This is a genomic window from Planococcus sp. VCh962 (genome assembly GCF_057748275.1).
Genome location: NZ_JBYLHS010000002.1, coordinates 205,083 through 227,546, shown reverse-complemented (window position 1 = coordinate 227,546; position 22,464 = coordinate 205,083). Strand labels below are relative to the sequence as shown.

Annotated in this window: 18 protein-coding genes; 16 read left to right on the top strand and 2 right to left on the bottom strand. The window is 46.2% G+C overall.

Annotated features, from left to right (window positions below):
* Positions 1-23: 23 nt before the first annotated feature.
* Both AC3AQ9_RS08455 and AC3AQ9_RS08450 read right to left on the bottom strand, forming a co-directional pair.
* Complete coding sequence (locus AC3AQ9_RS08455; protein WP_488307028.1) at positions 24-2,750, bottom strand: DEAD/DEAH box helicase; 2,727 nt, start codon at positions 2,748-2,750, stop codon at positions 24-26.
* Positions 2,747-4,279: a hypothetical protein gene (locus AC3AQ9_RS08450; RefSeq protein WP_488307027.1), complete on the bottom strand. Its 1,533-nt coding sequence runs from the start codon at positions 4,277-4,279 to the stop codon at positions 2,747-2,749. Before AC3AQ9_RS08450 ends, AC3AQ9_RS08455 begins: the two co-directional genes overlap by 4 nt.
* Before the next feature lie 380 nt (positions 4,280-4,659).
* Here AC3AQ9_RS08450 and AC3AQ9_RS08445 point away from each other — a divergent pair, with 380 nt between their 5' ends.
* From AC3AQ9_RS08445 to AC3AQ9_RS08370, 16 genes are all read left to right on the top strand, one after another.
* On the top strand, positions 4,660-4,995 hold the full coding sequence (locus AC3AQ9_RS08445; protein ID WP_488307026.1) for a hypothetical protein: 336 nt from the start codon (positions 4,660-4,662) through the stop codon (positions 4,993-4,995).
* Positions 4,996-5,122: 127 nt separating this feature from the next.
* The gene (locus tag AC3AQ9_RS08440) at positions 5,123-5,581 is read left to right on the top strand and encodes a transcriptional regulator (RefSeq protein WP_488307025.1); all 459 of its coding nucleotides are present in this window, start codon (positions 5,123-5,125) and stop codon (positions 5,579-5,581) included.
* A gap of 537 nt (positions 5,582-6,118) precedes the next feature.
* Complete coding sequence (gene dppA / locus AC3AQ9_RS08435) at positions 6,119-6,943, top strand: D-aminopeptidase DppA (RefSeq protein ID WP_488307024.1); 825 nt, start codon at positions 6,119-6,121, stop codon at positions 6,941-6,943.
* Positions 6,944-7,013: 70 nt separating this feature from the next.
* Positions 7,014-7,937 (top strand): S66 peptidase family protein, encoded by a 924-nt coding sequence (locus tag AC3AQ9_RS08430; protein ID WP_488307023.1) that lies wholly within the window; start codon positions 7,014-7,016, stop codon positions 7,935-7,937.
* A gap of 165 nt (positions 7,938-8,102) precedes the next feature.
* Positions 8,103-8,324, top strand: coding sequence for a DUF2187 family protein (locus tag AC3AQ9_RS08425; protein WP_135501577.1), 222 nt, complete (start codon positions 8,103-8,105; stop codon positions 8,322-8,324).
* 330 nt (positions 8,325-8,654) lie between these two features.
* Positions 8,655-9,365: a hypothetical protein gene (locus tag AC3AQ9_RS08420; protein WP_488307022.1), complete on the top strand. Its 711-nt coding sequence runs from the start codon at positions 8,655-8,657 to the stop codon at positions 9,363-9,365.
* On the top strand, positions 9,358-10,656 hold the full coding sequence (locus AC3AQ9_RS08415; protein ID WP_488307021.1) for an efflux RND transporter periplasmic adaptor subunit: 1,299 nt from the start codon (positions 9,358-9,360) through the stop codon (positions 10,654-10,656). Before AC3AQ9_RS08420 ends, AC3AQ9_RS08415 begins: the two co-directional genes overlap by 8 nt.
* Before the next feature lie 176 nt (positions 10,657-10,832).
* A complete protein-coding gene (locus AC3AQ9_RS08410) occupies positions 10,833-11,102 on the top strand; it encodes a YhdT family protein (protein ID WP_488307020.1) in 270 nt (89 codons plus the stop codon).
* Complete coding sequence (gene panF / locus AC3AQ9_RS08405; protein WP_488307019.1) at positions 11,099-12,559, top strand: sodium/pantothenate symporter; 1,461 nt, start codon at positions 11,099-11,101, stop codon at positions 12,557-12,559. The genes AC3AQ9_RS08410 and panF overlap by 4 nt, the downstream gene beginning before the upstream one ends.
* 79 nt (positions 12,560-12,638) lie before the next feature.
* Entirely contained in the window at positions 12,639-13,553 is a 915-nt protein-coding gene (locus tag AC3AQ9_RS08400) for a DMT family transporter (RefSeq protein ID WP_488307018.1), read from the top strand.
* Between the two features lie 104 nt (positions 13,554-13,657).
* The gene (locus AC3AQ9_RS08395) at positions 13,658-14,824 is read left to right on the top strand and encodes an aminotransferase class I/II-fold pyridoxal phosphate-dependent enzyme (protein WP_488307017.1); all 1,167 of its coding nucleotides are present in this window, start codon (positions 13,658-13,660) and stop codon (positions 14,822-14,824) included.
* A 32-nt stretch (positions 14,825-14,856) separates the two neighbouring features.
* Positions 14,857-16,476 (top strand): M20/M25/M40 family metallo-hydrolase, encoded by a 1,620-nt coding sequence (locus AC3AQ9_RS08390; protein WP_488307016.1) that lies wholly within the window; start codon positions 14,857-14,859, stop codon positions 16,474-16,476.
* 720 nt (positions 16,477-17,196) lie between these two features.
* Positions 17,197-18,147 carry a nuclease-related domain-containing protein gene (locus tag AC3AQ9_RS08385; RefSeq protein ID WP_488307015.1) on the top strand — a complete coding sequence of 317 codons (951 nt, stop codon included), beginning with the start codon at positions 17,197-17,199 and terminating at the stop codon, positions 18,145-18,147.
* Between the two features lie 517 nt (positions 18,148-18,664).
* Positions 18,665-19,798, top strand: a complete 1,134-nt coding sequence (locus AC3AQ9_RS08380; RefSeq protein WP_488307014.1) for a mandelate racemase/muconate lactonizing enzyme family protein — start codon at positions 18,665-18,667, stop codon at positions 19,796-19,798.
* Positions 19,791-20,882, top strand: coding sequence for an amidohydrolase (locus AC3AQ9_RS08375; protein ID WP_488307013.1), 1,092 nt, complete (start codon positions 19,791-19,793; stop codon positions 20,880-20,882). The genes AC3AQ9_RS08380 and AC3AQ9_RS08375 overlap by 8 nt, the downstream gene beginning before the upstream one ends.
* A gap of 110 nt (positions 20,883-20,992) precedes the next feature.
* Positions 20,993-22,405 carry an alanine/glycine:cation symporter family protein gene (locus tag AC3AQ9_RS08370; RefSeq protein WP_488307012.1) on the top strand — a complete coding sequence of 471 codons (1,413 nt, stop codon included), beginning with the start codon at positions 20,993-20,995 and terminating at the stop codon, positions 22,403-22,405.
* The last annotated feature ends 59 nt before the right edge of the window (positions 22,406-22,464 follow it).

Here is a 22,464-nt window from a genome sequence, read left to right as displayed (position 1 = left end):
AGGTGGGGGCCTGGCCGAATTAGTTATAAATTATACGAGAACAATTCTTTTAGTTCGTGATCTGACAGTTCCGTCATCCACTGGCTGGATTGGATAAACTGTTCGGACATCGCTTGCTTCTGTGTCAGCAGCGAGTCAATTTTCTCTTCGATGGTTCCAATGGTCACAAATTTATGGACATGGACAAATTGCGTCTGTCCAATGCGGTAGGCACGGTCGGTTGCCTGGTTTTCAACGGCAGGGTTCCACCATCTGTCGGCATGCAGAACATGAGTGGCAGCGGTTAAGTTAAGTCCGGTGCCGCCTGCTTTCAATGACAGGATGAATATCGGGAACTTACCTGCTTGGAAAGAAGCGACGAGTGAATCCCGCTGATTTTTTGGCATGCTTCCCGTCAAGAACGGAACTTCGTGGCCATACAATTCATTGATGGCTTGCTGCAGCAAATGGCCCATTCCAATGTATTGCGTAAAAATCAAACACTGTTCCCCGCGCTCTGCAATTTCCCCGGCGAGAGTCACAATACGCTCCAGCTTCTGAGATCTAGGCAGTATTTCTTCAGCGGAACTATAAGGTTCTTTCAAATACAACGCTGGATGATTGCATAGCTGCTTTAATTTGCTGAGCATTTTCAGCACTAATCCTTTTTTCTCGAAGCCTGTGAGCGTCTCCATTTTCTGCACGGTATCTTGGACCAAACCTTCGTATAGAGCGGCTTGTTCCGGCGTCAGCGGGCAGTATTCCAATTGCTCTTGCTTTTCCGGTAAATTCAGCTGCAAATCAGGATCTTTTTTCGTCCGTCGCAATAAGAAAGGCTGAATGCGTTTTCGCAGTTTTTCCTTATGTTCTTCTGAATCATCGCGTTCAATTGGAATCATGAAGTTTTCCTGGAATTGTTTGATGCGATACAAATAACCTTTATTGATAAAGTCGAAAATCGACCATAATTCCGATAGCCGGTTTTCAATCGGTGTACCAGTCAGCGCAATATGATGGTCACCTTTAAATTTACGGATGGTCCGCGACTGTTTCGTGTACATGTTTTTGATGTTTTGGGCTTCGTCGAGAGTGATGCTGGTCCAATGGATCGCTTGTATTTCAGCAGCATCAGATGAAGCGATGCCGTAAGTCGACAGCACGACATCCGGCTTTTCTTCCTTCAAGAAGTGTAAGAAATCCGCTTCTTTCGGGCGTGTGCTGCCGTAATGAGTGACAACTTTCAAATCAGGGGCAAAACGCTCCAGCTCTTTTTGCCAGTTGCCAAGTACGGAAGTCGGGCAAATGATCAGTGACGGCTGCCCTGGATTTTTTTCGTGGACATGAAGAAGATAAGCGATCAGCTGCACCGTTTTCCCAAGCCCCATATCGTCAGCCAGGCATAGGCCAAATCCTTCTTCTCTCATAAAGACCAAATAATCGAATCCGGTTTTTTGGTACGGTCGAAGTTCTGTTAATAAATTCGAAGGAATCGGCGTTTCCGGCAAGTCGCGCTTATCAAGCAGCTTATCAAGCAGCAGGCGAAGCGACTTGTTCAGATGGAATTCAACCAATGGGTCGTCATCTTCTTCGGCTCCTTCATCCATCATGATTTCCGGCACATTCTGGAACAGCATATCTTTGATGGTCCATTCCGCATCATCGGCTTCTTCAATCATTTTCCGCAATTGCATCAGCAAATTGGAATCCACACGAACCCATTCATTGCCGATGCGGATAAATTCTTTGTTTTCAGCGACAAGCTGCTGGAAATCCTGCATGCTCAGTTCATGGCCGTTCAATGAAAATTGCCAATCAAAACGGACAATCTGATCCAGTCCCACCACCGACGCTTTTTTGACAGGGGAGTGGATATTTGCCCGTACTCGGACTTTTGATTCCTGGACAGCTTTCAGCCAAGATGGAATGGAGACTTCGATGTTGAATGCCTGCAAGATTTCGGCGTCATTGCGCAAAAACTCAAGCACCTGGGCATCTGTCCATTCTGCATGGTAAAGACGGCTTTCATCATAATTCTCCACCGATGGACATAGGCTCAGCAACAGCGTCTGCTGTTGGCCGATTTCCCGGGAATAGGCTTTCCATTTCTCCGGAAGGACCTTTTCAATCGGTTCATCTGCACGGCGTTTTGAAGGAGACCAGTAGACAGTGCCGCGTTTTGAGCGGAGCACCACTTTAAAAGACCAGAAAGCATCTGTATCCGGTTCGCTCAATTGGGCAGCTAAGACGTAATCGTCAGCAACAGGGAGTCCCTGCCACCCGGCATGCTGAACAAAATGCTGGATAAAAGGCAACTGTGCTGGAGTTAAGCCCTTTTGCCGTAATTGATGGTGGATGGTATCGGTAAGAAACGCTTGAATCTCCGGATCGCCATAACTGGAATCGAACAGTATATCTTCACCATCCACTGATACATGGTTCCATAAATCCGGATCGTTCAGCGAATCCGCCACTTTCCCGGCTAATTTCAGCCATGCCTCATCTTCGGCACGCTGTCCCAAAAATGAAACATAATGATGGGGTTCCTGTTGAAACAAACGGACAAATTCAGCTGGCGTCAAAAGCAGGTCCAAGCCATCGATTCGCGCCGTCAATCCATAAAAGCTTTCTTTATCAAGGAAATACAAATAAGGTTTCCAAATTTCCGGAGGTATACGGTTTCCCAGTTCATTTGTTGCCTGAATGCGAAAATCTTCTGTGCGGTTAATTTTCAAGTAATAAGTGCGGCTTCCTTCTATTTGGAACTGATTCATACAAGATGTCCTTTCTCGATCTCTTCCTGGAGTGCCCGCAGACGTTTGTTTTGTGTACGTATCTCAGTCATATAGGCTTTCCAAAACTCCATTTGACCGCTTTTTTTACAGGCGGCTTTCATTCTCTTCCAAATCCGGACCGCTTGTTTATAGCCGGGCCGGGTGCGTTCTTCCAAGTAATCCATCGCATACCGGTGGAAAAGCGGCAATACGTAGTCTGGAGAAGCTTCCTGAACTTCCTTCAGTCCGCATTCTTCAGCAAAATACAGCGGCGAATTATGGAGATGATGCAATTCCGCCCATTGCTTATAAAGCTGTTTCTCAATGAGGTAAGTTGAATAAGCAGGCAGCCCGTAATGGCCGAATTGCTTGAACAAATCTTCCCAATCCGCTTCGCTCAAATGGATTTGTGAGAAAAGGCGGCTCAAAACGCGGACATATTGATGGCGGTATTGTGTGTATAACCCGTCGAACAGGAAGGTTTTCACATTCGGTTTTACGGCCATTAAAATGGCGGCCAACGCCTGTTCATGCTGTTCTTCTTCTGCCAGGATGGCCAGCTGCACCCAATCCGGCGTCTCATCAGGCGAAATTTTCTTCACGGAGACATCGTCATGCAGAAGGATGGCGAAAAATGCCTCGATCCGGTTTTCAGGCCGGTCAAAAGCGGATATTTCTTCCACCCGCAGTTTATTCGTTGTGAAAAGAGTGGTCCAAAACAAGCGGTAAACAGTAAATCGCTGCGAAAACGAACCGTCTTTCACTTGCACAAAAGAACGGACCAGCATCCGCAGATGTTTCAAGAAATCATCGGCTTCGAATGTACGGTGCTGGACACGCAATTGTTCGAGCAGATCACGAATCGCGTGCAGTTCATCTTCAAACCAAGTTTTGAAGAAAGAATGATGCACTTCTGTCGTGCCGGCAATATAGGTATTCCAGACTTCCATAAGCGAAATCAGATGGGCGTAAGTGCGGTAAAACACTTTCCATTCCCGTTCCAGGGGCACAAAGGAAAGCGCATTTTTCAGGCGTCCTTCATACATTTGTTCAAAATAAAAATAATTGCGTGTCGTGTAATCCGGAACCGGATCACGCCATGCATTCCGGATGAGCTGTGTCCATTGGGCAGGAGAGCGTTTGCCAGTGAGGAGACTGAGGGAATCAGAAGGGCGGGAACGCCAGTCGGCTACCCATTCTGAAAGAGAGCCGATTTTCTGATAAAGCGCAAAAATCACGGCCAATTTGTGGCGGCACATCTCTTCCTGCGGACATGCGCATGCAGCGTTTAATTTATCAAAATTCAATAGGACTTTGACTGTATGGGCATCTTTGACGATTGCTTCAAGCAATAGCCGTTCTTCGTTGAACGACAAAATCTGCACTCCGTCATGGCGCACTAAAAAGACTGCTTTTCGAACCATTTCCTCATCCTGCTCACGCGATGGATTGAGTGATTTTTCGATAGCAGCCATATAATTGTGAATCGTATCATCGAACCGTTTTGCTAGGGATTGAACCGTAGCCATATGCATCGCTCCAAAATAAAAACTTTCCTTCTATTATACGGGTTTGAGAGAGCCCCGTAAACGTTGAAGAAAATTTAATGCCATTTTTGATGAATCTATTTGGTTTATTTCGCTATTTTCATTTGCCGTTTTCATAAATAGGCTTGTTTATTGAATTAAATAAGAGGGATTGAAGAACTATCCTTTCACATACCGCTGCAGACGCTTTGGCAAGAGGGAGACGATTGCTCTTGTCTCTGCAATGCACCTGTCTATGTCTTGGCACCGCTGGGCTAGATTTCCTCCAAACTCAGCTACAGAGCTGTTTTTCGGTAGATCGAATGCAATCACTCACTGCGTTTAATAAACCTGAAATTTAGATTGAAAGGAGAATGAATTTAATGGAATCATATGTTTTAGAAATTCCTGATTTAGGGTATGTAATTACTCCAGAGTCAATTAGCCAGTGGGAAGTTTGTCTTCGCCAAACAGATAGCAGCTTCCAGAAAGTTGAATGGCAAGCCACTTCGTCGCATAACCGTGTCGTGTTCGAGAATAAGCGGTTTCCTCAGATGCCTTTAAGAGAAGCCCAGATTGATTTCAACTCCAATTGCCTGATCTTCCGAAAAAGCGAAGCAGAAGCGCAAGAATTCGAAACTTATCTCCACTCCTTAATGACTTCCTTGCTAATTCGAATCCACTCCAGCCACATGCATTTTATCGTGTTGCGCAGATAATTTCCCTGTCACAATTTCGGCATATGGCTTGAATAATCCTTGTGCTTTTTTGTATCAGAAATGAGAGATATATGATATTATAAATGTAGTAAGAATATTCTAATTTTTTGAAAAGGGGGGGAGTGTCATGCTGCATGTTAAATTGATGAAACCTTTTTATACAAAGAAAGAAGATCATCTTGTAAGGTTTGTTTTTGCCTATCAATACTTCTCAATTCTTAAAGACGATGAACTGTTTCATTTTATTCCAGTAGAAGGCAAAGAGATAGTCGTCAATTTAAACACATTTCAAGTAGAGAACCTATCTGAAGTGTTCGTTTTCCAAAAAGGCAATAGATTTATCCGGCTGCCATTGTATCAGCTGCTGCTAGTGTCCGATATTCACATGCACCTGCAAGCAATACTGCAGGAAGAGAGAGAAGGGCTGCTTGAAGTGAACGACCAGGCAAAACAAGAAGCGGAAGAAGCCATTCATTTTCTGGAACAGGAAAACTTTAACCGCATGATTGACTATGCTTTGTCCATACACGATGAAGCGATGTTCAATGATTTGATCAAACAACAACAACAAAATGGAGGTTTGTAAAGTGAATTTAGCCTATGGATAAAACGCCTGCCCGGATTAATTGAGAGCAGGCGTTTTTGTATGCAAAAAAACGCTTAAAAGCCCTTTTCCAGCTATCCGGAAAAGGGCTTTTAATATACTCCGATATGCATAAGTCACCTCTTACATTAAAGTAAAGAAATTCAGGAACAACATTAAGGCTGTTGAACCGGCTAACCCGATGGCAAGATCTTCCCACTCTAGTTCCAGTACTTTGTCAAAATTCATACCTATCCACTCCTTAAGCATTCAGTTTGTATAAAAGAAGATCTTACTTATTAAGTTATAAGAATTTGGCCAGCCGTTTTATAACTTGTTTTCAATCATAAAGCAATATCAGATTCTTATCATGGACCAAAATAACTAAAAATTCTAAATTTTATACCGATAAATCTTTAATTATCATTTTTAACTTGGTAAAGTCTTCTGTGAATGAAGCGGTTGCTATTAAGAAAGTATATTGCTAGATTAAATTTAAAGAAGTTTCCGAAAACAAAAGAAGAAAGGAAAATAGCGGATATGAAAATTTATTTGTCCATGGACATGGAAGGCGTTACCGCTTTGCCGGATTATACATATGTAGATTCAAAAGAATTGAATTACGAACGGGGACGCCGCTTGATGACCGAGGACGCTAACGCCATCATTAAAGGCGCATTTGAACAGGGAGCGGGGGAAATTCTGGTCAACGACAGCCACTCCAAAATGAATAATCTGATTGTGGAAGAATTGCATGAAGAGGCTTTGCTGATCAGCGGTGGAGTAAAGGCGCTTTCCATGGTGGAAGGGCTTGACTCTTCTTATGAAGGGGCAATTTTTGCCGGTTATCATGCAAGAGCGGGACAAAAAGGCGTAATGTCCCATGCCATGGTTTTTGCGGTACGTTCAATGTGGATCAACGAAACAGAAATCGGGGAATTGGGTTTTAACGCGTATGTTGCCGGTTTTTACGGAGTGCCCGTTATAATGGTGGCGGGAGACGACGGTGCATGCCGGGAAGCCGAAGCGCTCATTCCGAATATCGTGACGGCTGCTGTCAAAAAATCACTGACACGGTCGGCTGTCCAAACGCTGCATCCGAAAAAAGCGCAGCAGCTGTTGAAGGAAAAAACCAAACAGGCGATTGTGAACCGTGCAAATGTCCAGCCGCTCGTTCCGCCGGATGCGCCGCTCTTAAAAATCGAGTTTACCAATTACGGCGAAGCAGAACTTGCAGCACTCATGCCTGGCTGTGAGATAGAAGAAGGAACAACAATTGTCCGTTACCAGGCGAAGGACATTATCGAGGCTTACCGTGCCATGCTGGTGATGACGGAGCTCGCCATGACCGCAAAATTCTGCTGAAGTTTTACTTTCCAGCATAAAGCGGTATGCTTGAGTATATGGACTAAAGTTGAAATAGGAGTGAATATATGTGCGAAACAGACCAAGGCGTTTGAAAAAAGGGGATACGGTAGGAGTGATTTCACCGTCAAGCCCGCCAAATTTAGAGAACTTGAAAAAAGCCTTGCCATTTTTGGAGCAGCTTGGGCTGAATGTGAAAATGGGAAAATCCGTTGAAGCGAAAAATGGCCATTTGGCTGGAACAGATGATGAGCGGCTCGCAGATTTGCATGCCATGTTCGAAGACCCGGAAATTTCAGGCATTATCTGTGCAGGCGGAGGATATGGAGCAGCACGTTATGCCGAAAGCATCGATTTTCAAATGATTAAAGAAAACCCGAAAATTTTCTGGGGATATTCCGATATTACGTTTTTACATACAGCAATCGGCCAATACTCGGATTTGGTGACATTCCATGGCCCTATGCTTGCATCAGATGTAGGGAAAGAGGAATTCCATGAACGCAGCGCACGGATGTTCGGCCAATTGTTCGGGCCTTTCGAATTGCATTATTCCGAAGAAATTTCTCCGCTGACAGCGCTCAGCGGGGGAGTGGCGCAAGGGGAACTGGTCGGCGGCAATTTATCGCTGCTGCGCAGCGCCGTCGGCACGAAATTCGATTTAGATGTGAAAGGCAAGATTCTGTTGATCGAAGATATCGACGAAGAGCCGTATCAAGTGGATGAAATGCTGAATCATCTGCGGATGGCACGAAAATTTGACGAAGTGGCCGGAATTGTCATCGGTGATTTTAAAAATTCGGAACCGAAGAAAAAAGAACGGTCGTTAACATTGGACCAAGTATTTGATGATTATTTCAGCGACTTGAAAGTTCCCGTTGTCAAAGGCTTTAAAATCGGACATTGTGAACCGCATTTTTCGGTTCCGCTTGGAGTGGAAGCCCGGCTGGATGCAGATGCGAAAACCTTGACCATTTTGCCGGGAGTCGAATAAAAACCATTGGGCGAATGAAGATCCTAGGGAAGAACATGCTATCAGATGCTGGTGCCATTACTGATAATTGCTCATGAAATCTGTGCAGCTTAAGAGGTGAAACTCTGTCTTATTTGTGATATAATAAATAGATATTGTTTCTACTAAGGAGAGGCGAGGATAACGATGGCATTTCAACCGCATGAAAAAGAAGTATCGGAATTTGTAGCAGCCCGCAGAATTGGTGAATGGATTTCTTTCACTCGCAACGGAGTGGAAGTCAACGGAACTATCTTTAAAATTATGGACAACTCGGTGATTGTTGAAATCTCACCGGAAGATGCAAAAGAAATTGGTGCAGCATCCAACATGACCGTAATTTCACATAAGAAATATAAAATCGTTTAATACAGAAACAAGAGCTGTCCCCTAAGTCATCCTCAATGACTTGTAGTGGCGGCTCTTTTCTTTTACTCAAACGGTTTGAACGATTGCCTATGGGCAGGCGCTTTTCAGGGAGAATGGATGAAAAACCTTTGCTTCTTATGGACGCTTCAAACGATGAAAAAAACTAAAGTGATAATTTTCTGCTTTATTTCATACGGAATAAACTTGCGTCTTTTGACCCAATGATGTAAATATTGAAAAATGTGGTAGCTTTACCGTTTCAAAGCTTTGTTTTTTTTGGTAAAGTAAAGAAAGCAGAACCATCATTTGCGCCGAAAGGAAATTACATACATGATATTTGACTTTAAATTCTGGCGTTATTTTACTCGCCAAGGAGAATTAATACATAAAATACAAGAAAACGAAATGCGGAAATTTAACCAGCGGCTTGCCTGGATTTTTGCTCTGGGCGTGCTGCTTTTTGCGCTGCGCGAAATTTGGGGAATGAATACACGATCGCTGACTCCTTACTTAGCAGAACCGTCTTGGGATGCCTATACGCTTGCCCGCTGGACGTCTCTTTTTGGCACCTTGATTTGGGCGGGATTTTATTTGGCATTCCATTCGTATGGAGTGGCTTTTTTATTCAGCAAATTGACGAAAATGACTTTTCGGGCAGCGCTCGTCATGCAGGCATATGTAGTGGCTGTATTGCTCATTGAAAAAGCGTTGACGTTTTTCCTGTTCGCCGTAGCAGGCTACACGATGCCAGTATCGCTTTTCTCGTTTGGTCCTTTGGCCATGACTTTTTTGGACGACACCTTAATGAACCACACTTTCTTGATCTTTTTCTTTAATCAATTAACTATTTTCACGTCATTGGTCATTGCCATTCAATATCGTTTTGTCCGCAGCTTTACCGAATTCTCACCCAAACTGATTTTATTGCTGCTGATTTTGATTCATCTTGCGGTGGCAGTGGTTATTGGCTTATTCAGCGCTTATGTGCCGCTTGATGAGATGCTGAGCGATTTTACGAGAGGGGGAGCTTCCATTGAATAGATTCTTTTTCATCGGCCTCTCCATCGCATTAACTGCTTTTATCGCCGCCAATGCCTTATTGCTGTTCGGGGAGAAAAGCATCGTCTATAAAAACGTCTATGTCAGTGAATACGAAAAGGCGTATGCCAATACCTATACAAAAGAATTGCCAAAAGAGTCCATCGTGGCTCCTCGGCTCAGTACACAAATTTATGTACAGGATTCAGATGCGATTGAGCAATGGACGGTCAACGAAGGCGACACTGTACAAGCCGGCTCTGAACTTGCCTTGCTGAATGAAGCGGAATCTGAAGGGCAACGGATGATTTGGGAATCCGAGAAAAGCGCATTAGAAGCTGAAAAAAGCGAAGTGCAAAGTTCGTTGAGCGCACTTGAATCGGCCCGAGCCAGCCAAGGCGGCAAGGAATCTGAAAATACTAAGGACCGCTCAACCGAGACCAATGAAGACGGCGACGTCATTGAATACAATTTCGATTTTTCTGTTGGCGTGCAAGTGCCTCAAGACGGTTCATTTGCCGCAGGAATTGCCCAAGCCGAACAGCGCCTGGCAGCAATCGAATCCCAATTGGCTGTCATCAATGCCCAATTGAATCAGAGTTTGGCAAACCCAGCACTGATTAGTCCGGTAGAAGGAGTAATAGCTAAAGTTAATCGGGATTCTTCACCGCTCAGTGTTGAAATTTATTCGGAAGAAAAAATATTTGTCACGTATGTAAAGGAAGATGAGTGGCAGGACGTCGCTGCCCAGGACCGTGTAATGGTCCAGGCGAAAGGATTGGACCAAGCCGTTCCCGGAACAGTCATGAGCGTTTCACGAATTCCGGCTGGAGATTCCAGATGGCTGGAAGCTTACAAGGAGCTTGATCCGAAAGAGCAGGCCAATCCGATTGCATTTTATGAAGTTCAAATCATGGCAGACGAGCCGTTCAGCGGCGAACTGCCATTTGGCAGTTCGGCGAATGCGGAAGTGATCACCAATGAAGCTGCCGACGCAGTCGCAATGCCAAATCCTTGGATTTTCGACCGCTACGACACCACCGGATCCGCCTATGTCTTAGCTGAACAAGGCAATGCGGCAATGGTTCCGGTCACGATCGATTTTGAAGTGAATGGCAAAGCTGTCTTAAGCGAAGGCATTGCACCAGGATCCTTGATGCTGAAAGATGATACATTGAGGGACTTCAAATCAGCTCCAAAAGTCTTTGTGCCTTTCCCGAGCGAACGTCCGGATTACGAATTTGCTAAAAATACCAATTGGCGCAAGTATGTCGAGTTTTTACTGGCAAGATAGTAATTGACATAATCAACCTGGAAGCTGCTGCTTCCAGGTTTTTTTGTGGCCAAAAGCCGGTCACGTAATTTGTAAGAGTGACAGTTCACTGTTCAATTGATAGGATTAAGAAAAACTCAATCAGTAGAATCATGAGAATAAAACAAGTGGAGATTAATGGAAAGGAGTGAAAACAGATGAAAGAAACGGACTGGCGTTTTAGAATCGCCAATCGGGAAGCGATGATCGGGCTCGGACTGGCACTTTTCAATTTTGTCTGGTGGTTTGGCTTTGCTTATGGAATGGGCTCACGCCCTGTAGAGGAATACACGTATATTTGGGGGTTGCCGGACTGGTTTTTTTATAGTTGTGTATTGGGCTTTTTGCTGACTGTGGTGCTGGTGATCGTCATTGTGAAGTTTTTCTTTGTGGAAGTGCCGTTTGAAGAGGAGGAAGACGAACGATGAATATAGCAGTAATCATCCCGATGATCGTCTTTTTGCTGATCATTTTTGCAATCGGCTATTGGTCCAGCACCAAACTGGCTGCTCACTCTAATTTCATCAATGATTATTTTCTGGGAAGCCGGGAACTCGGCGGGTTTGTGCTGGCGATGACGATGGTTGCTACATACGGCAGCGCCTCCAGTTTTCTCGGCGGACCCGGTACGGCTTATACACTGGGCTTCGGCTGGGTGTTGCTGGCGATGACGCAAGTCGTGACCGGTTATTTTGTGCTGATGATTTTAGGGAAGAAATTCGCCATCATGGCACGCCGTTATGAAGCCGTGACGATGATCGACTTTTTAAAAGCTCGCTATAACAGCACTTGGGTCGTTATTTTGTCTGCACTGAGTATCATCATTTTCTTATTCTCCGCAATGGCAGCACAGTGGATCGGCGGTGCGCGGCTTGTGGAATCGCTGACGGGCCTGCCTTACAATACGGCTTTGTTTATCTTTGCGGTCAGCGTTCTCGTTTATGTGACAATCGGAGGGTTCCGCGCGGTTGCCGTGACAGATGCAGTGCAGGGGGCCGTCATGTTTATCGGTACCTTGGTCTTGTTGATTGCGGTTATTATCGCCGGTGGCGGAATTCCGAATATCATGGCCGATTTAATCAATGAAAACCCGAGACTCGTGACACCTTTCGGAGCGGATGGCAGTTTAAGTGCTGCCTATATATCTTCTTTCTGGATTTTGGTGGGAGTCGGTGTGGTCGGGCTGCCGCAAATTGCAGTGCGGGCGATGTCATATAAAAATTCCCGTTCGATGCACCGGGCACTGATCATCGGCACAGTGGTGACCGGGTTTATAATGCTGAATATGCATTTGATCGGCATTTTCGCACGCCCTATCTTGCCGGGCATCGACATCGGAGATAAAGTCATTCCGATGATCGCATTGGAGACCTTGCCGCCATGGGCCGCCGGGATTGTCCTTGCCGCACCGATGGCCGCCATCATGTCGACGGTGGATTCATTGCTGATCCTGGTGTCATCGACGATTGTGAAAGATGTTTACTTGAATTACATAAAACCGGATGCCGATATAAAAACCATCAAACGGATTTCCTTTGGCATCACCGGCGCACTCGGGGTTATTGTTTTCCTGCTGGCGCTTGATCCGCCGGAACTGCTGATTTTCCTGAATCTGTTTGCTTTTGGCGGATTGGAAGCGGCATTTATCTGGCCGGTAGTGCTCGGGCTTTATTGGAAATGGGGCAATAAATACGGCGCCATCGCTTCCATGATTACGGGCATCAGCAGCTATGTCGCATTGCATTTCTATAACAATGCAAACGGCATGCTGTTCGGCGTCCATACGGTGACGCTTCCAGTGATCATGTCATTGGCAGCATTTATCATATTCAGCTTAGTGATCAACCGGAAAGCCTACGATTATAATGTAAGAGCTGCTAAATAGCCGCAGAGGCGTTTACTTTTCATTGGAACCGGCGTAAGATAAATGGGTAATTCGGAACTCGAAAGAAGGCTTGACCTGATTGAAACAATGGAAAATTTATATCATCTTAACGCTTGTTATGCTCGTCTGGGGCTTCAATTTGCCTTCAGTGAAATACTTGGTTAAATTTGTCGACCCCGTGACTTTGACGACATTCCGTATACTGACGGCCGGCATTACCGTTTTCATCATACTTGCCGGCATGAAATTGCTTCGTTTGCCAAGGAAACATGAATGGTCGTTTATTGTGCTTGGCGCACTACTAAACGTTGTGGGACATCATTATTTCCTATCCAGCGGGCTGGCCATTACATCCGGTTCAAACGCGGGGCTGATTTTAGGGACAGGGCCGATGCTGACAGCAGTTCTCGTTTCATTGATCCTTAGAAGCTACCCTTCAAAACTGCAATGGCTCGGCGTGGTGATCGGGCTTGCCGGCGTATCAGCGACGGTGATGGTAGGAAGCGGGGCGGCAACCGGCATGAATATCGGCGACGTTTTCGTCTTTCTTTCAATACTCGCCCAAGTACTCAGCTTTCTCGTCATTTCAAAATCGGTGAGCTCCATGGACCCCCGCTTGCTGACAGCTTACATGTTCATCGTAGGAGCTGCTATTTTATTCATCATTTCCCTCATCCAGGAGCCAGGGGAAATTAAGGCTTTCGCAGAGGTGCCGTCTAATTTCTGGCTGGCGTTCTTCTTTTCTGCTGTACTGGGCACTGCTGTCGGGCATATGCTCTACAACTATTCCATCGGACAGGCCGGACCGACAAAAGCAGCGATTTTCATGAATTTGAACACGTTTTTCTCTCTGGTCGGCGCCGCGGTCATTCTTGGTGAAGTCATCACATCCCGTCATATATTCGGGCTTGTGCTGATTGTAATCGGGGTATTGTTCGGATCCGGTGCGGCGGAAGATTTATTGAAGAAGCGGAAAAAGCGGCTCAGCGTTTGAGCCGCTTTTTTGTCTATGCCGGGTTTATTTTCCGGATATTTGCAATATAATAGAAAAAAGCCGAAAATAGATATAAGTCGAAATATGAAACGGAGTTTTAATTCATGCCATTAACATTGAATCCACGTGCAGAAGCGCTAAAAATCTCAGGCATCCGCCAGTTTTTCAATCAGCTGCCCAACTATCCGGATGCCATCAACCTAACAATCGGCCAGCCTGATTTTCCAACGCCAGAAAAGGTGAAAGAAGCCGGAAAAGCTGCCATTACTGCTAACCTGACCGGCTATTCCCATAATGCAGGGCTGATTGAACTGCGGCAGGAAATCTCCGCATTTTTCAAAGATACTTATAACCTGACATATAATCCGCAAACTGAAATTATTGCAACGAACGGGGCAAGCGAAGCGCTTGATGCCGTTTTCCGCACCATCCTGCAAGAAGGTGACGAAGTGATTCTTCCTGCACCTTGCTTTGCCGGATATGAACCGATCATTGAACTGAATGGCGGAAAACCGGTTCTGCTCGATACATCCGCTACTGGTCTTGTGCCGACAGTAGAAGCGATCAAAGCGTTGATTACCAATAAAACCAAAGCGATTTTATTTAATTTCCCTTCCAATCCCACAGGTGTCACGCTGACGGAAGCCCAAATGGGGCCGTTGGTGGAAGAGCTCAGCAAACATGAAATCTTTGTGGTGACCGATGAGATCTACAGTGAAAATACATTTGAAGGCATTCATATTTCGTTTGCTGGTTTTGATGCCATTAAAGACCGGACGTTTCTCGTGCACGGCTTGTCCAAATCCCATTCCATGACGGGCTGGCGCATGGGCTTTTTGCTGGGGCCGGAACAATATGTTACACAAGTGCTGAAAGTGCATATGTACAATACGGTATGTGCATCCTTGCCGAGCCAGTATGCCGCAATCGAAGCGTTGAAGAATAACCGTGACGCTCCGGAAGTGATGAACCGGGCCTATCGGGAGCGCTGTGATTTCGTCTATGGAAAACTGACCGAAATGGGCCTTGATGTCGTGAAACCGGCAGGCGCCTTTTATATTTTCCCTTCCATCGCGAAATACGGCATGACATCGTTCGAATTCGCCACCGCTTTATTGAAAGAAGGAGGCGTGGCCGCTGTGCCGGGGTCAGCCTTTACAAAAGCGGGAGAAGGTTTTCTCCGCATTTCATATGCCTATTCCATGCCGACGCTTGAACAGGCGATGGAACGCATGGGGGCATGGCTGAAAACGCTGGAGCAAAAACGATAACAATCGGAGTGGCATATAGAGGAGGGCATAAGATGACGACATACTGGGGGACTCCCGAAAAACTGCAGGAATTGTTATGTGAATTGGTCGGCTGGAAAAGCATGACCTTAACAGAAGGTGAAGTCCAGTTCGCCTATAAATTAAAAGAAAAACTGGAGATGCTTCCATATTTCCAGGAACATCCTGAAAACTTGGCGCTAACGCAAGTGAATTGGGGGCGTGAAAACGTCACGGCACTTTACAAACACCCTGACGCTGCCGAGACGATTGTACTCATCAGCCATTACGATACCGTCCATACTTCGGAATACGGCGATTTGGAGCCGCTTGCTTGCAGCCCGCTGGAATTGGCAGAAGCTTTCATGAAGGTTCGTGATGAATTGGATCCCTATGCTCAGGCAGATCTCGAGTCAGGGGAGTACTTATTCGGGCGAGGCACCATGGACATGAAAGCAGGTCTGGCGCTCCATATGGCAATGATTGAAAAAGCGGCTGCCGAACAATGGCCCATCAATTTGCTGCTGGTGACAGTGGCCGATGAAGAAGTGAATTCCGCCGGCATGCGCTATGGTGTTGCGAAACTGCTGGATCTGGAACGGGAGCATGGTTTGGAATACATCTTATTCTTGAACGGTGAACCGGTATTTGCCCAACATCCAGGAGATACTGCGCATTACCTCTATACCGGATCGATCGGCAAGATCATGCCATCCGCCTTGTTCTACGGCAAGGAAACACATGTCGGCGAACCGCTATCCGGCATCACTTCCAGCTATATCTCGACTTATTTGACGCACCGGATGGAGTGGAATACAAGTTTTACGGAAACCGTCCACGGAGAAACAACGCCTTTGCCTGTAACTTTATTTCAGCGGGATATGAAAGAAGCGTACTCGGCACAGACCCCGTACCGGACCAGCGCCATGTACAATGTCTTTTTAATGGAAAAAACGGCCGAGGAAGTATTTGAGCAATTCGAGAAAGTGGCCATCGAAGCGATGGAGCATTGCACGCGCGACTACCGCGCCATGTGCGAACGCGAAAACATCGAACCGGTCGGCGATATCCGTGTGCTCCGCTTTGAAGAATTGATGAAATATGCAATTGAAAAGTTTGGCATCGATTATGTCAATGCGGCATTATACGATACCATGATGCATCCGGAATGGGATGTGCGTGAAAAGTCGATGCATATCGTCGACATCCTGTTGATCAATTGCCAGGAGCTGACACCGGCGACCGTGCTGCTGTATGCGCCGCCTTATTATCCACCAGTAAACTCATCGGAAGACGAACTTGTCAAACGCTGCGTGGAACAAGTGACGACCAATGCGATGAATAAATTCGGGCTGAAAATAGAGCAAATCCATTACTTCAACGGCATTTCGGATTTAAGTTATGTCAATTACACCGATCAAAATGGCGGCTGGATCACCTATGAAAAAAACACACCCGTTTACGGCGACCTATACAACATCCCGTTCCAGGCGATGAAGCAATTGCAGGCGCCTGTCTTGAATGTCGGACCTTTCGGAAAAGACGCCCATAAACGCACCGAACGGCTGCACATCAAAAATACATTTGAAGAAATGCCGATTTTGCTGGAAGAATTGATTTTGTCGATTTCGGTTAAGAGCCAAATGATTAAATGAAGAGCATGATAAAAGAAGAGACCTTCGCTTAGAGCGAAGGCCTCTTTTTGATTATCTTTGAAAAACACCGATAGAAACTTGTGAAACGCCGATAGAAAGCGTTAAAACACCGATAGAAACCGGAGAAACACCGATTAAAAAGCTGGAAACAGTGATAGAACCCCTTCGGACTGTCGATAGAAAATCGTTCTATCGCATTTCGCCAAAGCGAAATGCATGTTTGGCAGCGAAGGGCTCTTCCATCCAAGCCTTTGATTTTGTACCAGAGAGCGGAGCATGTTTTGGAGAATATCGATAGAAAATAGAAAAACACCGATTTAAAAGCTGGTAATAGCGATAGAAACTTTCAAAACACCGATAGAAATCAGATAAACTTCGATAGAAAAGCCGGAAACACCGATAGAACCCCTTCAAACTGTCGATAAAAAAGTTTGGTCTTTGTATTTCGCCAAAGCGAAATGCATGTTTGTTCTTTGAAGGAGACCTTCGCTTCAGGCGAAGGTCTTTTCCATCTGAGCCTTTAAATTTGTACGAGAGGGTGAAGCTTGTTTTGAAGAACACCGATTAAGAACTTGAAAACATCGATAGGTAAAATATTTCTCTCGGCCAATACATCATCCAAATCTCATTTTTCCATCGATATAGCTATTCAAATCTCGTATTTGGATATATATGGAATTATCTCGAGGAGCTTGATACAATCAAGCAGGGGGGATGAAAATGATCATTAAGTATCGTGAAAGAACAGCGAAAATCGCTGGCTATGAAGCGTTATTGAAAAGGCTACCGGTCAAACATGAAAAGAACAGCAAAATCCAGGAATTGCTGAATTACGAGAAAGCGGGAGCAGGAGGCGAAGAACGAGTGGATGAACTCCTGTCTTACTTCGAGCCGGACTATCCGTTTGTCGTCATTCAGGATTTGTCACTGCCAGACCGCAGCCAAATTGATACTGTTTTTATTACACAAGATCGGCTATTGATATTGGAAATCAAGAATATGGGAGGAGAGCTGAAGCTTCAGTCGAATCCCAGCGTATTGGATCAAACCATGCCGAATGGAAAACGCCGCTATTTTAAAAGTCCGGTGATCCAGGCAGAAACGGCAAAAATCAAAATGGAAAAAGTGTTGAAGCAAATTGGCTGTAGCTTGCCGGTTGAAACCGCCGTAGTAATGGCATATCCTTCGCAAGTGATTGGAAATGTGCCTCCGGGAGCAACCGTATGGATTGCAGATGAACTGTTTTTCCAATTGCACCGGTTAAAAATTGAAAAGCAGCTTCTTAGTGTGGAACAGCTGAATTCACTCGGCCAAAATCTCTTGGCTGTTGATCAGAAATACCAGCCTTTCCCTTTAGCCCCCAACATGAGAATCAATCTCCAGGACATCCAAAATGGCGTCTACTGCCCGCGCTGCGGTTTAAGAAAAATGAAGCGCATCGTGCGCAAATGGGAATGCGCACCGTGCAACTTAATCAGTTTGGATGCGCACCTCACAGCCATTGACGATTGGTTTATGCTTTGCAAACCAACCATCACTTCGAATGAATGCAAAACCTTCCTTGGAATGCCGACTCAAGAAGCTGCCAAACGGGCATTAAAAAGAAAAAATCTAGAAGAAGTCGGTGGAAAAAGACATCGTTTTTATCGACAAAAAGAAGAACACCGATAAAAACCTTCAAAACGCCGATAGAAACGTATGAAACGTCGATAGAAACCCCAAAAACACCGATAGAAACGTGAGAAACGTCGATAGAAACAAAAAAAACACCGATAAAACCCGAATCGCAGTTCGCGACCAGCGAAATGCGTACTTAAGCTTTCTGGAGACCTTCGCGTACTGCGAAGGTCTTTTCCATTTCAAGCACTTAATTTTGAGTCTTGGAAAGACATAGAACTGAACGAACACAGATAGAAACTGTTAAAACACTGATAGAAATCCTCAAAACACCGATAGAAAATCTTGAAACATCGATAAAAACCCGGGAAACGCCGATAGAACCCTAATCGCAGTTCGCGACCAGCGAAATGCACACTTCAGTTTTTAGGAGACCTTCGCGCATTGCGAAGGTCTTTTCCATTCCAAGCACTTGATCCAGAATGAACACCAAAATAATCCTTCCTATCCTACAACAACCGCCTCCAATCATGTACAATTTAATTTGTACATACACGAGGGGGAATCAGGGATGAAAATCGTCAAAGCACAGATCTATGCAGTGGAATTTCCATTGAAGGAGCCGTTCATCATTTCGTATGCGACCTACCCGAACATGCCAGCGGTCATTGTGAAGCTGGAGACGGACACGGGCCTCATCGGATACGGAGAAGGTGTGCCGGATGAGCATGTGACGGGAGAACAAGTCACGGGTACATATGAGATTTTAAAAAACGTACTTGTTCCGCAAATTATCAACCAAAGCCCTTTCGATATTGAACACATCCATCACCTTATGGATGCGGCGATTGCCAACAATCCAGCGGCGAAAGCGGCAATCGATATTGCGTGCTACGATTTAATGGGGAAAGCGGCAAATCAGCCGGTCTATAACTTGATTGGCGGGCGCGCGCATGACAATTTGCAATACCCGAAAGTGCTGAGCATCGAGGCGCCGGAAATCATGGCGGAAAAAGCAAAGAAAGCGATGGACCAAGGATTCAGCAGCCTGAAATTGAAAGTGGGCGGCACAGATTCTGCTACTGACATTGCCCGCATCTATGCGGTAAGAAAAGCGGTTGGCCCCGATATGCCGATCCGCATCGATGTCAATCAAGGCTGGAAAACGGTGGGGCATGCGGTTCAGACCATCAACCAATTGGCGGACGCCCAGCTGACATGGATTGAACAGCCGATCCGCATGGGGGACATCCGCGGGCTTGCAGAGGTCCGCAAGAAAACGTCAACACCGATTATGGCAGACGAAAGTGTCCAGACGATGGAAGATGTGCTTGAAATCATCCGCCTTGAAGCAGCCGATTACATCAATATCAAATTGATGAAATCCGGTGGTATATTCCCGGCTATCCAAATGGCGAAAGCGGCCGAAGCGGCCGGTATTATTGCCCAAATCGGTTCGATGGTTGAATCATCGGTCGGCTCTGCGGCAGGCTATCATGCGGTGATGTCCCGCCGCAATATCCAGACCGCGGAATTGACCGGCCCTCTTTTATTTGCAGAAGAGATTGGGAACCTTGAGTTTCAACTTCCCTATGTGAATCTGACTGAACAGCCCGGCCTTGGCGTCGAAGTGGATGAAAATCAGCTGCAGAAACTGACTACAGCCACCTGCACAGTGGAAGGGAATGGACCGACAAATGGATAATGAATCAAAAATCCTCGAATACTTCGACCATTTTCATGCCCATCCGGAAGTGAGCTGGAAAGAAGTGCAAACGACGAAGAAGTTGGCTGATATTATGGAAGAACTGCAAATTAAGCATCACACCTTCGATGACGTAACGGGATTGATTGCTGAAATCGGCAAAGGAGACCAAGTGGTGGCTGTTCGGGCAGACATTGATGCGCTGTGGCAGGAAGTGCAGGGCAAGGTGCAAGCCAACCATTCCTGCGGCCATGATGCCAATATGGCGATGGTGCTGGGGGCGCTTCTTTACTTGAAAGATAAAACCCTGACGAAGCGTATTCGTTTTATTTTTCAGCCGGCAGAGGAAAAAGGGAACGGCTCGCTTGCGATGATTGAACGCGGAGCGCTGGAAGATGTGACGCATTTATACGGTGTGCACCTGCGGCCGGTTGAGGAATTGCCTTTTGGCCAAGTAGCGCCTGCCATCCATCACGGCTCCGGAATTTTCCTGAAAGGCAGAATTTCCGGCGTGGATGCGCACGGAGCGCGGCCGCATCAAGGGAAAAATGCCATTGACGTCATTGTGGCGATTCACCAGTTTGTGAAATCGATTTATTTCTCGCCGTTCGAATCTTATTCGGCGAAGCTGACGAATATCCAGGCAGGGGGCGAGTCGTTGAATATCATTCCAGGCAGCGCTGTATTTGCGCTGGATGTCCGTTCCCAGTCGAACAGCCTGATGGCGGAATTGAGAAAACGCATCGATGCGGGGCTCGAATCCATCGCAGCGTTATATGGCGTTGCAATTGACTGGAAATGGGATGATTACACACCGGCAGCGGAAGTATCGGAAGAAGCGATGCAAATTGCGAATGCTGCTATCCGGTCTGTTATCGGAGATGACCATACGTCAGCGCCGATCGACACAACCGGTGCGGACGATTTTCATTTTTATACAATCAAAAAGCCCGAACTGAAAGCGGCGATGCTCGGAGTAGGGGCAGACCTTGCACCCGGTCTCCATCATCCGGACATGGCGTTCAACCGGAAAGCGCTGGATATCGGAGCGCGGGTATTGGCCGAAACGCTGAGAAGAACTTGAGCAGGTTTTCGGTTTTAAGTATTGGGGTAAAGTAAACAGGTTTAACTGCATCTAAGAAAATTACAGCTAAGAGACTGTAGCTATAAACTACAGTTAAAAGGAGATATTTTATGGATACTATTTTGGATGGACTGACGTGGGTCATCAATGAAGGCAATGATTTATTATGGACGTATATCTTAATTGCCTTACTTTTAGGACTCGGTTTATATTTTACGATTCGCACAAAATTTGTACAGATACGCCTGTTTGGCGAAATGTTCCGCGTAATCACGGAGAAAAAAGACGGAAAAGATGGAGTCTCGGCATTCCAGGCCTTTACCATTTCTACAGCCTCCCGGGTCGGCACAGGAAATATCACTGGTGTGGCCATTGCTATTGCGGTCGGAGGGCCAGGCGCCGTTTTCTGGATGTGGATGGTGGCTCTGATCGGGATGTCAACTGCATTTATTGAAAGTACATTGGCACAAGTTTATAAAGTGAAAGACGGCGAGCAGTTTCGCGGAGGGCCGGCTTATTACATGGAAAAAGCGCTCGGCAACCGGAAACTTGGAATTGTCTTTGCGATTTTATTGACATTGGCGTTCGGCTTTATCTTCAACTCGGTGCAGTCGAACACCATTGCGCAATCATTCGAAGATGTCTTCCGCATCCCGGAATGGGGAATCGGTTTGGGATTGGTCATCTTGACAGCACTGATCATTTTCGGAGGGGTACAGCGGATTGCCCATGTAACTCAGGTGCTGGTACCAGTTATGGCGGTGCTGTATATTCTGGTGGCTTTATATGTAATTATCATGAATATCACCGAAATCCCGGCTATTATGGCGCTCATTGTCAAGAGCGCGTTCGGCCTGGAAGAAGCGGCAGGCGGAGCAATCGGGGCGGCAATTATGCAAGGTGTGCGCCGCGGTTTGTTCTCGAACGAAGCAGGGATGGGGTCGGTGCCGAACGCGGCAGCAGCGGCGAACGTATCGCATCCCGCGAAGCAGGGCCTTGTCCAAAGTTTGGGTGTGTTCTTTGATACCATCATCATTTGTTCGGCTACCGCTTTTATCATCATTTTGGCGGGCGTCTACAAAACAGGCGAACAGGAAGGGATTTCGCTGACTCAAGCTTCCCTGAATGTCCACGTCGGCGACTGGGCTCCGTATTTCCTGGCCATTGCCATCATGTTTTTCGCCTTCAGTTCGATTATCGGGAATTATTATTACGGCGAGACGAATATTGAATTTATCAATGCGCACAGTGCGTGGCTGACGGCTTACCGCTTCGGCGTGCTCGGTATGGTAATGTTCGGTGCACTCGCAAAAGTGCAGCTCGTCTGGAATATGGCCGATTTGTTCATGGGGCTCATGGCGGTGCTCAACTTGACCGTTATCGCGATCCTCGGAAAAACGGCATTCAAAGTGCTGAACGATTACACCACCCAACGTAAAGCCGGCAAGAACCCGGAGTTTTTCGCAAAAAACATTCCGGGCTTGAAAAATACGGAATGCTGGGGCGAACATAGCAGAGATTAAATGGATCAAACACATCCGCCTAGAGGCGGGTGTGTTTTTTCTGTCCAGCCGCAACCCGC

What these genes read in the sequence shown, in the direction of transcription:
- AC3AQ9_RS08455 (WP_488307028.1), bottom strand. Translation starts at nt 2,750, where the DNA reads ATGAATCAGTTCCAAATAGAAGGAAGCCGCACTTATTACTTGAAAATT.
- AC3AQ9_RS08450 (WP_488307027.1), bottom strand. Translation starts at nt 4,279, where the DNA reads ATGGCTACGGTTCAATCCCTAGCAAAACGGTTCGATGATACGATTCAC.
- AC3AQ9_RS08445 (WP_488307026.1), top strand. Translation starts at nt 4,660, where the DNA reads ATGGAATCATATGTTTTAGAAATTCCTGATTTAGGGTATGTAATTACT.
- AC3AQ9_RS08440 (WP_488307025.1), top strand. Translation starts at nt 5,123, where the DNA reads ATGCTGCATGTTAAATTGATGAAACCTTTTTATACAAAGAAAGAAGAT.
- dppA (WP_488307024.1), top strand. Translation starts at nt 6,119, where the DNA reads ATGAAAATTTATTTGTCCATGGACATGGAAGGCGTTACCGCTTTGCCG.
- AC3AQ9_RS08425 (WP_135501577.1), top strand. Translation starts at nt 8,103, where the DNA reads ATGGCATTTCAACCGCATGAAAAAGAAGTATCGGAATTTGTAGCAGCC.
- AC3AQ9_RS08420 (WP_488307022.1), top strand. Translation starts at nt 8,655, where the DNA reads ATGATATTTGACTTTAAATTCTGGCGTTATTTTACTCGCCAAGGAGAA.
- AC3AQ9_RS08410 (WP_488307020.1), top strand. Translation starts at nt 10,833, where the DNA reads ATGAAAGAAACGGACTGGCGTTTTAGAATCGCCAATCGGGAAGCGATG.
- panF (WP_488307019.1), top strand. Translation starts at nt 11,099, where the DNA reads ATGAATATAGCAGTAATCATCCCGATGATCGTCTTTTTGCTGATCATT.
- AC3AQ9_RS08395 (WP_488307017.1), top strand. Translation starts at nt 13,658, where the DNA reads ATGCCATTAACATTGAATCCACGTGCAGAAGCGCTAAAAATCTCAGGC.
- AC3AQ9_RS08390 (WP_488307016.1), top strand. Translation starts at nt 14,857, where the DNA reads ATGACGACATACTGGGGGACTCCCGAAAAACTGCAGGAATTGTTATGT.
- AC3AQ9_RS08385 (WP_488307015.1), top strand. Translation starts at nt 17,197, where the DNA reads ATGATCATTAAGTATCGTGAAAGAACAGCGAAAATCGCTGGCTATGAA.
- AC3AQ9_RS08380 (WP_488307014.1), top strand. Translation starts at nt 18,665, where the DNA reads ATGAAAATCGTCAAAGCACAGATCTATGCAGTGGAATTTCCATTGAAG.
- AC3AQ9_RS08375 (WP_488307013.1), top strand. Translation starts at nt 19,791, where the DNA reads ATGGATAATGAATCAAAAATCCTCGAATACTTCGACCATTTTCATGCC.
- AC3AQ9_RS08370 (WP_488307012.1), top strand. Translation starts at nt 20,993, where the DNA reads ATGGATACTATTTTGGATGGACTGACGTGGGTCATCAATGAAGGCAAT.